General features: G+C 71.5%; 13 protein-coding genes. 6 read left to right on the top strand and 7 right to left on the bottom strand.

What is annotated here, in order from left to right:
* Positions 1-73 precede the first annotated feature (73 nt).
* From groL to ACYVIH_RS11870, 3 genes are all read right to left on the bottom strand, one after another.
* Positions 74-1,699, bottom strand: a complete 1,626-nt coding sequence (groL, locus tag ACYVIH_RS11880; RefSeq protein WP_460869577.1) for a chaperonin GroEL — start codon at positions 1,697-1,699, stop codon at positions 74-76.
* A 373-nt stretch (positions 1,700-2,072) separates the two neighbouring features.
* Positions 2,073-2,945, bottom strand: coding sequence for an ATP-grasp domain-containing protein (locus ACYVIH_RS11875; RefSeq protein WP_460869574.1), 873 nt, complete (start codon positions 2,943-2,945; stop codon positions 2,073-2,075).
* Positions 2,942-3,403, bottom strand: a complete 462-nt coding sequence (locus ACYVIH_RS11870) for a PPOX class F420-dependent oxidoreductase (RefSeq protein ID WP_460869573.1) — start codon at positions 3,401-3,403, stop codon at positions 2,942-2,944. The genes ACYVIH_RS11875 and ACYVIH_RS11870 overlap by 4 nt, the downstream gene beginning before the upstream one ends.
* Positions 3,404-3,458: 55 nt before the next feature.
* Here ACYVIH_RS11870 and ACYVIH_RS11865 point away from each other — a divergent pair, with 55 nt between their 5' ends.
* Positions 3,459-3,890, top strand: a complete 432-nt coding sequence (locus ACYVIH_RS11865) for a hypothetical protein (protein ID WP_460869571.1) — start codon at positions 3,459-3,461, stop codon at positions 3,888-3,890.
* On the opposite strand, the gene otsB is transcribed toward ACYVIH_RS11865, so the two are convergent.
* Genes otsB through ACYVIH_RS11850 form a run of 3 tightly spaced genes read right to left on the bottom strand, consistent with a single transcriptional unit; the run spans position 3,853 to position 5,512 of the window.
* Complete coding sequence (otsB, locus tag ACYVIH_RS11860) at positions 3,853-4,695, bottom strand: trehalose-phosphatase (RefSeq protein WP_460869568.1); 843 nt, start codon at positions 4,693-4,695, stop codon at positions 3,853-3,855. The genes ACYVIH_RS11865 and otsB overlap by 38 nt on opposite strands.
* A 12-nt stretch (positions 4,696-4,707) precedes the next feature.
* Complete coding sequence (locus ACYVIH_RS11855) at positions 4,708-5,211, bottom strand: LytR C-terminal domain-containing protein (protein WP_460869566.1); 504 nt, start codon at positions 5,209-5,211, stop codon at positions 4,708-4,710.
* Between the two features lies 1 nt (position 5,212).
* Complete coding sequence (locus ACYVIH_RS11850) at positions 5,213-5,512, bottom strand: DUF3263 domain-containing protein (RefSeq protein ID WP_460869564.1); 300 nt, start codon at positions 5,510-5,512, stop codon at positions 5,213-5,215.
* A gap of 195 nt (positions 5,513-5,707) precedes the next feature.
* Here ACYVIH_RS11850 and ACYVIH_RS11845 point away from each other — a divergent pair, with 195 nt between their 5' ends.
* Positions 5,708-6,697: a Gfo/Idh/MocA family protein gene (locus tag ACYVIH_RS11845; RefSeq protein WP_460869562.1), complete on the top strand. Its 990-nt coding sequence runs from the start codon at positions 5,708-5,710 to the stop codon at positions 6,695-6,697.
* Between the two features lie 61 nt (positions 6,698-6,758).
* Entirely contained in the window at positions 6,759-8,210 is a 1,452-nt protein-coding gene (locus ACYVIH_RS11840; RefSeq protein ID WP_460869559.1) for an alpha,alpha-trehalose-phosphate synthase (UDP-forming), read from the top strand.
* A 15-nt stretch (positions 8,211-8,225) separates the two neighbouring features.
* On the opposite strand, the gene ACYVIH_RS11835 is transcribed toward ACYVIH_RS11840, so the two are convergent.
* The gene (locus tag ACYVIH_RS11835) at positions 8,226-9,794 is read right to left on the bottom strand and encodes an FMN-binding glutamate synthase family protein (RefSeq protein ID WP_460869557.1); all 1,569 of its coding nucleotides are present in this window, start codon (positions 9,792-9,794) and stop codon (positions 8,226-8,228) included.
* A gap of 52 nt (positions 9,795-9,846) precedes the next feature.
* Between ACYVIH_RS11835 and ACYVIH_RS11830 the strand changes: the two genes are divergently transcribed.
* Genes ACYVIH_RS11830 through ACYVIH_RS11820 form a run of 3 tightly spaced genes read left to right on the top strand, consistent with a single transcriptional unit; the run spans position 9,847 to position 12,826 of the window.
* Positions 9,847-11,136, top strand: coding sequence for an alpha/beta fold hydrolase (locus tag ACYVIH_RS11830; protein WP_460869555.1), 1,290 nt, complete (start codon positions 9,847-9,849; stop codon positions 11,134-11,136).
* The gene (locus ACYVIH_RS11825) at positions 11,133-11,915 is read left to right on the top strand and encodes an ABC transporter permease (RefSeq protein ID WP_460869552.1); all 783 of its coding nucleotides are present in this window, start codon (positions 11,133-11,135) and stop codon (positions 11,913-11,915) included. Before ACYVIH_RS11830 ends, ACYVIH_RS11825 begins: the two co-directional genes overlap by 4 nt.
* Positions 11,912-12,826: an SGNH/GDSL hydrolase family protein gene (locus tag ACYVIH_RS11820; protein WP_460869550.1), complete on the top strand. Its 915-nt coding sequence runs from the start codon at positions 11,912-11,914 to the stop codon at positions 12,824-12,826. The genes ACYVIH_RS11825 and ACYVIH_RS11820 overlap by 4 nt, the downstream gene beginning before the upstream one ends.
* Position 12,827 lies beyond the last annotated feature (1 nt).

The raw sequence follows: 12,827 nt of genomic DNA, 5'->3' as shown, positions 1-12,827 counted from the left end.
CACGCCGGCCGGAGACGCGGAAGGGCCCCGGGAGATCCCGGGGCCCTTCGCAGTGGTGCTGGTGGTGCCGGACTCAGAAGTCCATGCCGCCCATACCACCGTCGGCACCCGGCATGGCCGGAGCCTTCTCGGGCTTGTCGGCCACGACGGCCTCGGTGGTGAGGAACAGCGCGGCGATCGACGCGGCGTTCTGCAGCGCCGAGCGGGTCACCTTGGCCGGGTCGAGGATGCCCTCGGCGATCATGTCGACGTACTCGCCGGTGGCGGCGTTGAGACCGAAGCCGGGCTCGAGACCGCGCACCTTCTCCGCCACGACGCCGCCCTCGAGGCCGGCGTTGATCGCGATCTGCTTCAGCGGCGCGGAGGCGGCGTGCTTCACGATCGCGGCACCGGTCGCCTCGTCGCCCTCGAGCTCGAGCTTCTCGAACGCCTTGTCGCTGGCCTGGACGAGCGCCACGCCACCGCCGGCGACGATGCCCTCCTCGACGGCCGCCTTCGCGTTGCGGACGGCGTCCTCGATGCGGTGCTTGCGCTCCTTGAGCTCGACCTCGGTGGCCGCGCCGACCTTGATCACCGCGACACCGCCGGCCAGCTTGGCCAGGCGCTCCTGCAGCTTCTCGCGGTCGTAGTCGGAGTCGCTCTTCTCGATCTCGGCGCGGATCTGGTTGACCCGGCCGGCGATCTGGTCGGCGTCGCCGGCGCCCTCGACGATGGTGGTCTCGTCCTTGGTCACGACGACCTTGCGGGCCTGGCCGAGCAGCTCGATCCCGGTGGTCTCGAGCTTGAGGCCGACCTCCTCGGAGATGACCTGGCCACCGGTGAGGATCGCGATGTCCTGCAGCATGGCCTTGCGGCGGTCACCGAAGCCCGGGGCCTTGACGGCGACGGACTTGAAGGTGCCGCGGATCTTGTTGACGACCAGCGTGGACAGGGCCTCGCCGTCGACGTCCTCGGCCAGGATCAGCAGCGGCTTGCCGGACTGCATGACCTTCTCGAGCAGCGGCAGCATGTCCTTGACGTTGGAGACCTTCTGGTTCGCGATCAGGATGTAGGGATCCTCGAGCACGGTCTCCATGCGCTCGGCGTCGGTGACGAAGTACGCCGAGATGTAGCCCTTGTCGAAGCGCATACCCTCGGTGAGCTCGAGGTCGAGCCCGAAGGTGTTGCTCTCCTCGACGGTGATGACGCCTTCCTTGCCGACCTTGTCCATGGCCTCGGCGATGATCTCGCCGACCTGGGTGTCAGCAGCGGAGATCGAGGCGGTCGAAGCGATCTGCTCCTTGGTCTCGACGTCCTTGGCCATCCCGAGCAGCTGCTCGGAGATGGCGTCGACGGCCTTCTCGATGCCCCGCTTGAGGCCCATCGGGTTCGCGCCGGCGGCGACGTTGCGCAGACCCTCGCGCACCATGGCCTGGGCCAGGACGGTGGCGGTGGTGGTGCCGTCACCCGCGACGTCGTCGGTCTTCTTGGCGACCTCCTTGACGAGCTCGGCGCCGATCTTCTCGTACGGCTCCTCGAGCTCGATCTCCTTGGCGATGGACACACCGTCGTTGGTGATCGTGGGGGCGCCCCACTTCTTCTCCAGCACGACGTTGCGGCCCTTGGGGCCGAGGGTGACCTTGACGGCGTCGGCGAGCGTGTTCATGCCACGCTCGAGGCCGCGCCGGGCCTCCTCGTTGAACGCAATAAGCTTCGACATAACTCCTGCGGTTCCTCACGCGTAGAGTTGAAAGTGGACCGGATCGATGCCCGCGACGGACGATCCCTGCAGACCCGGCAGTCCCTTCCCGCCGGCGCTCGGGACCTCATCTTCCCGGCCCTTGAACTGTCACTCTCACCTGGAGAGTGCTAACCAATGTTTAGCACTCGACCAGGGCGAGTGCAAGGCGGGTGGGCCGGGGCCAACCCGCGCCGGTGTCTAGACCGCAGCACGCCGATCCCCGGTCGACCGCCCGCGCACCATTGACCGGCCCCGGACGCGGTCCTAGCCTGAATCCACCTCGTGGGTGCGACGGGGTTTTGGCCGGAGCGCCGGAGTCCGCAAGGACACCGCGCTCCGGCCTCTCGTCTGTCTAGGCCCGCTCGGCGAGCAGCGCGACGACCGCGTCGGCGAAGGCGGGCGCGTTCTGCGGCACGACGTCGAGGTAGAGCCCCGGCTCGCTGGCCTCGAGCTCGCTGACCGCCAGCGTCCCGTCCGCCAGGCGCATCAGGTCGACGCGCGCGTAGGGCAGCCGGGCGTCGAGGAGCTTCTCGGCCACCGCGACCGTGCGCAGCGCCAGGTCGGCGGCCTCGGCGGTCACCGCGACGGCCTCGGTGCGACCGCCGTACTGCTCGTGCACCCGGATCTCCCCGCCCGCCGCCGGCACCTTGCGGGCCTGGGCGCTGACCCGGCCACCGAGCACGAACACCGAGGTCTCCCCCTCGGTGCGCACCGACTCCACGAGCGGCTGCACGACCCATGGGCCGATCTGGAGCTGGGACTCGTCCAGCCCCTCCGGCCCCCCGGGCTCCAGGTCGAAGACCACCACCCCGCGGCCACCGGCACCGACCCGTGGCTTGACCACCGCCGCGTCGAACGCCGCGACGGCCGGGGGCAGCTCGCTCTCGTCCTCCGCCCCGATCGTGGGTACGACGGGCAGCCCGGCGTCGATCAGGTCCAGCAGGTAGAGCTTGTCGGTGTTCCACTCCAGCACCCGGGCGTCGTTGACCAGCGCGGTCAGCTGCTCGACCGACCGTGCCCACGCCAGGAACTCCTCGCGCCGGCCGTAGTAGTCCCATGCCGAGCGCACCGCGGCCAGCCGGGCTGCCGACCAGTCGACGCCGGGGTCGTCCCAAGCCACCCACCGGGCGGCGACGCCGCGGGCGGCGAGCTCCTCCACCAGCAGCGCGCCGCCGGCCTCGCCGTCCGGCAGTGCCGAGCAGGTGACCAGGAGGACGTCGCTCATGCGCGGTCCGCCGGGAAGCCGCCGCTGGCGATCGGACCCCACCGCTCGACGGTGATCCGGATCAGCGACTTGTTCTGCTTGACCATCGCGTCGCGGTACTCGTCCCAGTCCGGGTGCTCGCCGGCGATGCAGCGGAAGTACTCCACCAACGGCTCGAGCGCGTCGGGCAGGTCGAGCACCTCGGCGGTGCCGTCGACCTGGACGTAGGGGTCGTTCCAGTCGTCGGAGTGGATCAGGATCGATGCCCTCGGGTCACGGCGGAGGTTCACCGCCTTCGCGCGCTCAGGGTAGGTGGAGACGACGATGCGCCCCTGCTCGTCCACCCCGCAGGCCACCGGCGACAGCTGCGGCCTGCCGTCCTTGCGCAGGGTCATGAGCGTGCCCTTGTGCCGTGGCCGGACGAACTCCAGCAGCCTCTCCCGGTCGACCTTCTCCGCGGTTGCGATCTTGCGTGCCATGGTCGCGACACTACCCACGAAGGCACGCAGGCCGCGGTGGATTATCGTCTGGCGCATGCAGCCGTGGTGGGTGAAGGCGGCGGTCAACCTGGTCAACGGGTCGACGTTGCTCGGGGTCGTGGTCGCCGCCCTGGGCCGGGCCCGGCTCTCCCGCGGTCCGCGGGGCCTCCTGCTCGCCAGCGGCTACCGACTGCCGTTCCCGGTGGCCTCGGCGTTCACCGTCGGCAACGTCGTGCTGACCCGGCACGACCCCGGCTGGTGGGCGGACCGGGAGCGGATGCTGGTCCACGAGGAGCGGCACAGCTGGCAGTACGCCGTCTCGTTGGGCCTGCCGATGCTGCCGATGTACGGCGTGGCCGCGGCATGGTCCTACCTGCGCGGAGGCGACCACGCGACGTACAACGTCTTCGAGACCCGCGCGGGACTGGCCGACGGCGGCTACCCGCTGCTCAGCCGGCGGCAGCGGCGTCGCGCGCGAACTGCCTGAAGAACGCCAGCACGCCCTGCGGGCCGTCGACGACGATGTCGGAGAGCTCGACCAGCGCCTTCTGCTCCTCCGAGCCCGAGCACACCAGCAGGCCGGGCAGCCCGCCGTCGCGCAGCGCCTGCACCGTGCGGAACGCCTCGACGTCACCGAGGTCGTCACCGGCGAACATCGCGCCGTGGCCGTCGAGCTCGGCGTGGATCGTGCGCAGCGCCTGGCCCTTGTCCATCCCCGGTGCGCGGACCTCGATCACCATCCGGCCGGGCTCCACGCCGAGGTCGAACCGGGCGGCGGCGTCGGTGAGCACCGGCAGCAGCCTCTCGAACGCGGCCGTCGGCTCGGCCAGCCGGCGGGTGTGCACGGCGACCGCGAGCCCCTTCTCCTCGACGAACGCGTCCGTCGCGTCGTGGCGGCGCAGCAGGTCGGGCAGCTCGGCCATGAAGCTGCCGAGGCCCTTGGGCGGCCGCGGCGACACGACCCGGCGGTCGGTGGAGGACCAGCGCTCGTTGCCGTACTGCCCCATCAGGTGCAGCGCCTTGCCGTGCTCGGCGAGCTCCTGGCCGACCTCGTCGAGACCGCCGAGCGCGATCGCCTGGCGTGCGGGCCGGCCGGTGATCACGGCGACGCCGCGCACCTGCCGGGCGAGCGCGACGAGGGTACGCCGCCCGTCGGGGTGGATCACCGCGCTGGCCGGGTCGTCCACGATCGGCGCGAGCACCCCGTCGAAGTCGAGCCCGACGACCACGCGCGGGGCGTCGGCGACGAGCTCGTCGTAGCGCTGCTGACCTTCGGGGGTGCGGAAGTCCATGCCGCTAGCGTGTCACGCGTAGTCGGCGGTGAGGATCACGGTCAGGCGGTCCAGCCGCATCGGGGCGATCGCCGGCTTGAGCCGCTTGATGCCGAGGTCGCGGCCGAGCAGCCGCGCCTCCTGCTTCAGGCGCTCGGGGTAGTACACGGTGCTGGCCGGGATGGTGCCGTACCAGTTGTCGGAGCCGACGACCTGCCAGCCGGCTCCGGAGACGGTCTTGGCCGTGCTGCCGGCCAGGCCGGAGATGCCGGAGTTGTTGTAGACCTCGACGTAGACCTCGCCGCGCCGCACGGCGTGCTGCCGCTCGCGGGTCGGCTCCGGGGCGATCGTCGGGGTCGGCGCGGTGGGGGTCGGGCTGGGCGTGGCGATCACCGGCCGGGCCGCGTCGACCGGCTCGTCGGTGCCACCGGCGGTGGCCAGGAAGGCGATGCCCGCAAGCAGCACCGCGCCCAGGCTCAGCGCCGCGACCGGGGTGGGCGGCGCGACGCCGCGCTCGTTGCGCGCCCGCGCGGCCAAGTCAGACCTCGAAGCCGAGCCGGCGGGCCGAGCGGGCCCGCTGACGGGTGGCGCGCAGCCGGCGCAGCCGCCGCACGAGGAGCGGGTCGAAGGCCAGCGCCTCGGGCCGGTCGATGAGGGCGTTGAGCACCTGGTAGTAGCGGGTCGACGACATGTCGAACTTCTCCCGGACCGCCTGCTCCTTGGCGCCGGCGTACTTCCACCACTGACGCTCGAAGTTGAGGATCTCGCGGTCCCTCTCGGAGAGCTCCTCGGCCGAGGGGGTGTCCTGGCCCCGGTTGAGGGCGTTCGCGGCATCCATGTGTCGACTCCAGCGGTTGCGATCGGCGTTGAGCGTTCGGAGCCCATCGTAGGCGACGAACGACAACCATGTCATTTGCATCGGGGTGTTTCGCCAGGCTGTCATGACACCATGTCGCAGCCCTTCGGTGACCTCCCGCCCCTCGATGTGAGACCCGGCCCGCGGGTGGCCGAGCCACTCCCGGCCGACCGCCCCGTGCGATGGGGAATCCTAGCCACCGGCAAGATCGCCACCTCCTTCGCCGAGGAGCTGCGGCACCTTCCCGACGCCGAGCTCGCCGCCGTCGCGTCCCGCGACCTGTCGCGGGCCGAGGCCTTCGCGGCGCGGCACGGCAGCCCGGGCAGCACCCGCGCCTACGGCTCCTACGCCGAGCTGGTCGCCGACGACCGCGTGGACGTGGTGTACGTCGCCTCGCCGCACGCGCTGCACCACGAGCACACGATGCTGGCCTTCGACGCCGGCAAGCCGGTGCTGTGCGAGAAGGCGTTCACGCTCACCGCCCGGGAGGCCGAGGACCTGGTCCGGGTCTCGCGAGAACGGGGACTGTTCCTCATGGAGGCCATGTGGATGCGGTGCAACCCGGTGGTGCGCCGGCTCAAGCAGCTCGCCGACCGCGGCGACCTCGGCCGGATCCAGCAGGTGCGCGCGGACCTGGGCTTCCTCGTCGACGTGCCGCAGGACCACCGGCTGATCGCCCCCGAGCTCGGCGGCGGTGCGCTGCTCGACCTGGGCGTCTACCCGCTCACGCTGGCGTACCTGTTCCTCGGCGAGCCCGAGAAGGTCGAGGCGGTCGCCGAGATGTCCTCGACCGGGATCGACCTGAACCTGGCGGTCAGCCTGGGCTGGCCCGGCGGCGCGGTCGCCTCGCTCTCCTCGACGATGACGGCCTGGTCCCCACGGACCGCCTCGATCGCCACCGACCTGGGTCGCGTCGACATCGGCGAGGCGTTCCACCACCCCACCGAGGCTCGCTGGGTGGCGGACGGCGAGTCGCACCTGGTCACCGAGGAGGTGCTGGGCACCGGCCTGGCGCACGAGGCCGCCGAGGTGATGCGCTGCCTGCGCAACGGGGAGGTCGAGAGCCCGCTCGTGCCTCTGGACGAGAGCCTGGACGTCATGCGGCTGATGGACCGGATCCGGGACCGGATCGGACTGCGCTACGCCGCCGACGAGGTGACCGTGTGAGGTGCGGTCCATCGGGTATGACACGGCCCACAACCGCACCATGACGCATTAGGGTCGAACCGTGAGCAGCAAGCAGGCACCGAAGCAGTCCGCCGAACTGGTCATCGTCGCCAACCGGCTCCCGGTCGACCGGGTGGAGAACCCCGACGGCACGACCAGCTGGCGCCGCTCGCCCGGTGGCCTGGTCACCGCGCTGGAGCCGGTGATGCGTGCGAACGACGGCGCGTGGATCGGCTGGCCCGGCGGCACCGCCCAGGACCTCGACCCGTTCGTCGAGGACGGCCTGTCGCTGGTGCCGGTGCGGCTGAGCGCCGAGGAGGTCGAGGAGTTCTACGAGGGGTTCTCCAACGCCACCTTGTGGCCGCTCTACCACGACGTCGTCGCCAAGCCGGAGTTCCACCGCGAGTGGTTCGACTCCTACGTCGTGGTCAACCGCCGGTTCGCCGAGAAGGCCGCCGAGATCGCCGCCGAGGGCGCGACGGTGTGGGTGCACGACTACCAGCTCCAGCTGGTCCCGGCGATGCTCCGCGAGCTGCGCCCGGACCTGCGGATCGGCTTCTTCCTGCACATCCCGTTCCCGCCCGCCGAGCTGTTCCAGCAGCTGCCCTGGCGCCGGCAGATCCTCGAAGGCCTGCTCGGCGCGGACCTGGTGGGCTTCCAGCGGCCGGGCGCCGCGCAGAACTTCGTCCGGCTGGTGCGCCAGCGGGTCGGCCACAAGACCCACCGTGACACCGTCTACCTGCCCGACGGGCGCACGGTCACCGCGGGCGCGTTCCCGATCTCGATCGACTGCGCGGAGTTCGAGAACCTCGCCCGCAGCGAGTCGGTGCAGCAGCGCGCCAAGGAGATCCGCGAGCAGCTCGGCAACCCCCGCCACGTCCTGCTGGGCGTGGACCGGCTCGACTACACCAAGGGCATCTACGCCCGGCTGCGCGCCTTCAGCGAGCTGCTCGCCGAGGGGCACATCACCGTCGAGGACGCGGTGTTCGTCCAGGTGGCGACCCCGTCCCGCGAGCGCGTCGAGCAGTACCGCGTGCTCCGCGACGAGATCGACCTGCTCGTCGGCCGCATCAACGGCGACCTGGGGCGGATCGGCCGGCCGGCGATCAACTACCTGCACTCGTCGTACCCGCGCGAGGAGATGGCCGCGCTCTACCAGGCCGCCGACGTGATGGTGGTGACCCCGCTGCGCGACGGCATGAACCTGGTGGCCAAGGAGTACGTCGCCTGCCGGTTCAACGACGACGGCGCACTGGTGCTCTCGGAGTTCGCCGGGGCCGCCGACGAGCTGCGCCAGGCCTTCCTGGTCAACCCCTACGACATCAACGGCATGAAGTCGATGATGCTCGAGGCGATCCGGGCCGAGCCGAAGGACCTGCACAAGCGGATGCGCGCGATGCGCAAGACCGTCTCCGAGCACAGCGTCGCCGACTGGGCCGACAGCTTCCTCAGCGCGCTGTCGCAGGAGAGCCCCAAGCACAGCAAGACGCTGCGGCCCGCCCGGCGCAGCTGACCGCCGTACGGCGCCTCAGACCGCGGTCGGCGACGGCGGCGCGGAGCCGCCCTCGGGCGCACCGGCCATCAGCGCCGTGATCTGTGCCGCCCGCTCCTGCGAGACCCGGCCCCAGCCGGGCTCGTAGCCGTAGACCTCGCGCAGCGGCCGGGCGACCTGGTTGCCGTAGAGCATCTCCACGTCGTCGGCGTCGATCAGCGCCGGGTGCGCGACCCCGCAGGACTCGGCGACCTTGATCAGGTCGCGCCGCAGCGTCTTGATGTAGTTGGCCGCACGCACCGACTTCAGGGCGGGGTCCAGGCCGTGGGAGAGCCACGGGTCCTGGGTGGCCACGCCCGTCGGGCACCGGTCGGTGTGGCACTTCTGCGCCTGGATGCAGCCGATCGACAGCATCGGCTCGCGGGCGATGTTGAGCATGTCGCAGCCCAGCGCCATCGCCACGACCGCGTTGTCGGGCAGACCGAGCTTGCCGCCGCCGATGAAGGTGACGTCGTCGGTGAGGCCGGCCTCGGCGAAGATCCGGTAGACCCGGCTGAACCCGACCCGGAACGGCAACGACACCGAGTCGCTGAACACCAGGGGTGCGGCGCCCGTGCCGCCCTCGCCGCCGTCGATCGTGATGAAGTCGACCCCGCGCTCGCGGCGCGACATCAGCGCCGCGAGCTCCTCCCAGAAGGTGAGGTCGCCGACCGCGGACTTGATGCCCACCGGCAGGCCGGTCTCGTCGGCGAGGAGCTCGACCCAGTCCAGCAGCCCGTCGACGTCGGAGAACTCCGCGTGCCGGGACGGGCTGATGCAGTCCACGCCCTCCCGGATGCCACGGATCTCGGCGATCTCGGGGGTGACCTTGGCGCCCGGGAGGTGGCCGCCCAGGCCCGGCTTGGCCCCCTGGCTGAGCTTGATCTCGATCGCCCGCACGGGAGCGGAGGCGACGAGGTCCTTGAGCCGCTGCAGGTCGAACCGGCCGGCCTCGTCGCGCACCCCGAAGTAGGCGGTGCCGATCTGGAACACCAGGTCACCGCCCTGGCGGTGGTAGGCGGAGATGCCGCCCTCGCCGGTGTTGTGCAGGCAGCCGGCGAGCGCCGCGCCGCGGTTGAGCGCTTCCACCGCCGGCGCGGAGAGCGAGCCGAAGCTCATCGCGGAGATGTTGACCAGCGACTCCGGACGGAAGGCGTGCCTGCGTCCGCGGGGGCCACCGAGGACCTTCGCAGAGGGCAATGCGGTCTCCTGTCCCACGTGCGGCGAGGAGGCCGGCACGACGTCGGAGAACGTGCGGTGCTTGATGATCGGGTAGCCCTCGGTGTGCTCGACGTCGTTGTCGGTGCCGAACCCGAAGTAGTTGTTCTCCAGCTTGGAGGAGGCGTAGATCCAGCGCCGCTGATCCCGGCTGAACGGCCGCTCGGAGTTGTTGTCGGTCACGATGTACTGGCGCAGCTCCGGGCCGACCGCCTCGAGGAGGTACCGCCCGTGCCCCAGCACGGGGAAGTTCCGCAGCAGCGCGTGCTTGCGCTGGGCGAGGTCGTAGGTGGCCAGCCCGGCGAGGGCCACGACAGGTGCTGACTTCAGGGCGCGCGACAGTCTCATGCGCCCGTCGTACCCCAACTCGGCCGACCGACGCGACGGTATCCTTCGCCGCATGGATCTGATCCCCAAGCCGGACCAGGTCGTCTCTGCCGCCAGCAACGTCGCCCACAAGGTGTTGTACGGCGGCGTCGCGGACCTGCGCCGGATGCCCCGCACCCTGATCGACGAGGGCATGCTGCGCGAGGTGTACCACTACCGGCCGCCCGGTGACGTCGAGGAGGCCGGCGACCCGGTGCTCCTGGTCACCCCGCTCGCCGCCCCGTCGCTGTGCTACGACCTGCGCCGCGGCTGCTCGCTGGCCGAGCACCTGGTCACCGAGGGCCGGCGCACCTACCTCGTGGAGTACGGCGAGATCTCCTTCGCCAACCGCACCCTCGGCATGGAGCACTGGGTCGACGAGGTCCTCCCGGCCGCGGTCACCGCGGTGTCCGAGCACGCCGGCGGCCGGCCGGTCCATCTGGTCGGCTGGAGCCTCGGCGGGATCTTCTCCCTGCTCACCACCGCCGACCGGCCGGACCTGCCGATCGCGTCGCTCACGGTGGTCGGCTCCCCCGTCGACGTGACCCGGGTGCCGTTGGTCGCCCCGATCCGGCCGCTGCTGAACCTCAGCGAGGGTGGCGGTCTGGTCACCCAGCTCTACCGCGCGATGGGTGGCGCACCCAAGCCGCTGGTGCGCCGGGCGTTCCAGCTGTCGAGCTTCGACAAGCTGGTCACCAAGCCCGTGGCGATCGCGGCCAACCTCGACGACACCGACTTCCTCGCCCAGATCGAGGCGGTGGACCGGTTCACCGCGAGCATGACCGCCTACCCCGGCCGCACGTTCGGCCAGATCTACCACCGGCTGCTCAAGGGCAACCAGCTGGCCACCGGCGTGGTCCGGATGGGCGACCGCCGGCAGATCGCGCTGGCCGACATCCGCGTGCCGATGCTGGTCTTCGCCGGCGAGAGCGACCAGATCGCCCCGGTGAAGGCGATCCGACCGATGGTCGACCTGGTCACCGGCGCACCGTCGGTGCGGTTCGAGGTGGTGCCCGGCGGGCACCTCGGCATGCTCACCGGCCGGGCCTCGCGCACGACGACCTGGCGGATCCTCGACGAGTTCCTCGACGAGCAGCCGGCGGCCACGGTCTCGGCCCGGGCCGCGCGCCCCGCGGCCGGCCGGAAGAAGCCCGCCGCGAGGAAGACGGCGGCCAAGAAGACGGCGGCCAAGAAGGCCGTCGCCAAGGAACCTGTGGCCAAGAAGTCAGCCGCCCAGAAGACCACGGCCAGAGGCGCCATCGGCTCGAACCCCAAGCGCCGCTACGGGTCGGCCTCCTCGCGCTCACTGGCGGCGCGTCCGTGACCGCAGCCGCCTCCGCGATCGCCCCCAGCCCCGACTGGCGCCTCGCGGTCGTCCTCGTCGCGCTCGTCGGGATCGGGATCGCCGCCTCCTACCTCGGCCATCTGCAGGTCGAGCGCGAGACGGTCACCGCCTCCGCGCGCGCGGTGGTCCAGCTCGCAGCCGTCTCCCTGGTGATCACCGCCGCGCTGAGCTCGCTGTGGTGGTCGCTGCTGTTCTCGTTCGTGATGCTCGCCGTCGCCACCCGCACCTCGGCGAAGCGGATCACCGCCAAGGGCCAGGAGGTGCTCTGGGTCGGCGCCGCGATCACCGCCGGGGTCCTCCCGGTGCTGCTGCTGGTGCTCGGCTCCGGCGTGATCCCGTTCAACGGCGCCGGCCTGGTGCCCACCGCGGGCATCATCATCGGCAACACGATGACCGCGGCCACGCTGACCGGCCGGCGTGCCTACGACGACCTGTCCTCGGAGTTCGGCTCCTACGAGGCCGGCCTCGCGGTCGGGCTGGAGAGCAGGCAGGCAGCGATCGAGGTGATCCAGCCCAGCGCGAAGGAGGCGCTCACCCCGAACCTCGACAAGACCCGCACCGTCGGACTGGTCACCCTGCCCGGCGCGTTCGTCGGCGTGCTGCTCGGCGGCGGCACCCCGCTCGAGGCCGGCGCCGCCCAGATCCTCGTGCTCGTCGGCATCGTCGCCGCCCAGGCGGTCACCAGCGCGGTGCTGCTGCGGATGGTTGCCGAGGCCCGGGTCGTCCGCGACGACATGAGGGAGCGGTACCCACGATGAACCGCCTCCCCCGTGCCCTGGCGGGCCTCGTGGCCGCCGTACTCCTGCTCGGCGCGTGCTCCTCCGGCACCGAGAGCGTCGACGAGGTGGACGACGTACGCCGCCAGACCGAGGACCTCGCCGAGGCCGACCCCGTGCCGGCGTTCGAGAAGTACGTCGCGTTGGGTGACTCGTTCACCGCCGGCCCGCTGATCCCGACAACGGACCCGGCCCGAGGCTGCTTCCGCTCCGACAGCAACTACCCGGCACTCGTGGCCGAGCAGCTCGACGTCGACGAGCTGGTCGACGTCAGCTGCAGCGGAGCGACCACGCTCGACCTGGTCGGCCGGCAGTCGACGCTCACCGGCGGCAGCGTCCCACCGCAGCTGCGGGTGCTGGACGCCGACACCGACCTGGTCACCCTCGGCATCGGCGGCAACGACTTCGACCTCTTCCACACCCTGGTCTCCACCTGCTCGCAGCTCGGGCTGCGGCAGCCCGCCGGAGCCCCGTGCGGCGCCGAGCTGACCGCGGACGACCTGCTCACCCGCACCGACGAGATCCGGGGCAGGGTCGCGGACTCGATCCGCCGCGTGAAGCGGCGGTCCCCGGAGGCGAGGGTGCTGCTGGTCGGCTACCTGCGGCTGCTGCCCGACCGCGGCCGGTGCGCCGAGCTGCCGTTCGCGCCGGGCGACTACGCCTTCGGCGACCGGGTGACCCGCGCGCTCAACCGTGCGCTGGAGCGGGCCGCCGAGCGCACGGGCGTCGAGTTCGTCGACATGTACGCCGCCTCCGAGGGCCACGACATCTGCTCCGGCGAGCCGTGGGTGAACGGCCACGAGACGGTCCAGGGCGAGGCGCTGTCCTACCACCCGTTCGCCGAGGGGATGGAGGCCACTGCGGACGAGGTGCTGGAGGCGCTGGGCCAGTAGG

The organism is Nocardioides pakistanensis (assembly GCF_054781215.1).
Note: the sequence above shows the minus strand (reverse complement) of the source record. Positions and strands in the feature narration are given on the sequence as shown.

Excerpts from the sequence above, each read along its gene's own strand:
- groL (WP_460869577.1), bottom strand. The coding sequence starts at position 1,699 with ATGTCGAAGCTTATTGCGTTCAACGAGGAGGCCCGGCGCGGCCTCGAG.
- ACYVIH_RS11875 (WP_460869574.1), bottom strand. The coding sequence starts at position 2,945 with ATGAGCGACGTCCTCCTGGTCACCTGCTCGGCACTGCCGGACGGCGAG.
- ACYVIH_RS11870 (WP_460869573.1), bottom strand. The coding sequence starts at position 3,403 with ATGGCACGCAAGATCGCAACCGCGGAGAAGGTCGACCGGGAGAGGCTG.
- ACYVIH_RS11865 (WP_460869571.1), top strand. The coding sequence starts at position 3,459 with ATGCAGCCGTGGTGGGTGAAGGCGGCGGTCAACCTGGTCAACGGGTCG.
- otsB (WP_460869568.1), bottom strand. The coding sequence starts at position 4,695 with ATGGACTTCCGCACCCCCGAAGGTCAGCAGCGCTACGACGAGCTCGTC.
- ACYVIH_RS11850 (WP_460869564.1), bottom strand. The coding sequence starts at position 5,512 with ATGGATGCCGCGAACGCCCTCAACCGGGGCCAGGACACCCCCTCGGCC.
- ACYVIH_RS11835 (WP_460869557.1), bottom strand. The coding sequence starts at position 9,794 with ATGAGACTGTCGCGCGCCCTGAAGTCAGCACCTGTCGTGGCCCTCGCC.
- ACYVIH_RS11830 (WP_460869555.1), top strand. The coding sequence starts at position 9,847 with ATGGATCTGATCCCCAAGCCGGACCAGGTCGTCTCTGCCGCCAGCAAC.
- ACYVIH_RS11820 (WP_460869550.1), top strand. The coding sequence starts at position 11,912 with ATGAACCGCCTCCCCCGTGCCCTGGCGGGCCTCGTGGCCGCCGTACTC.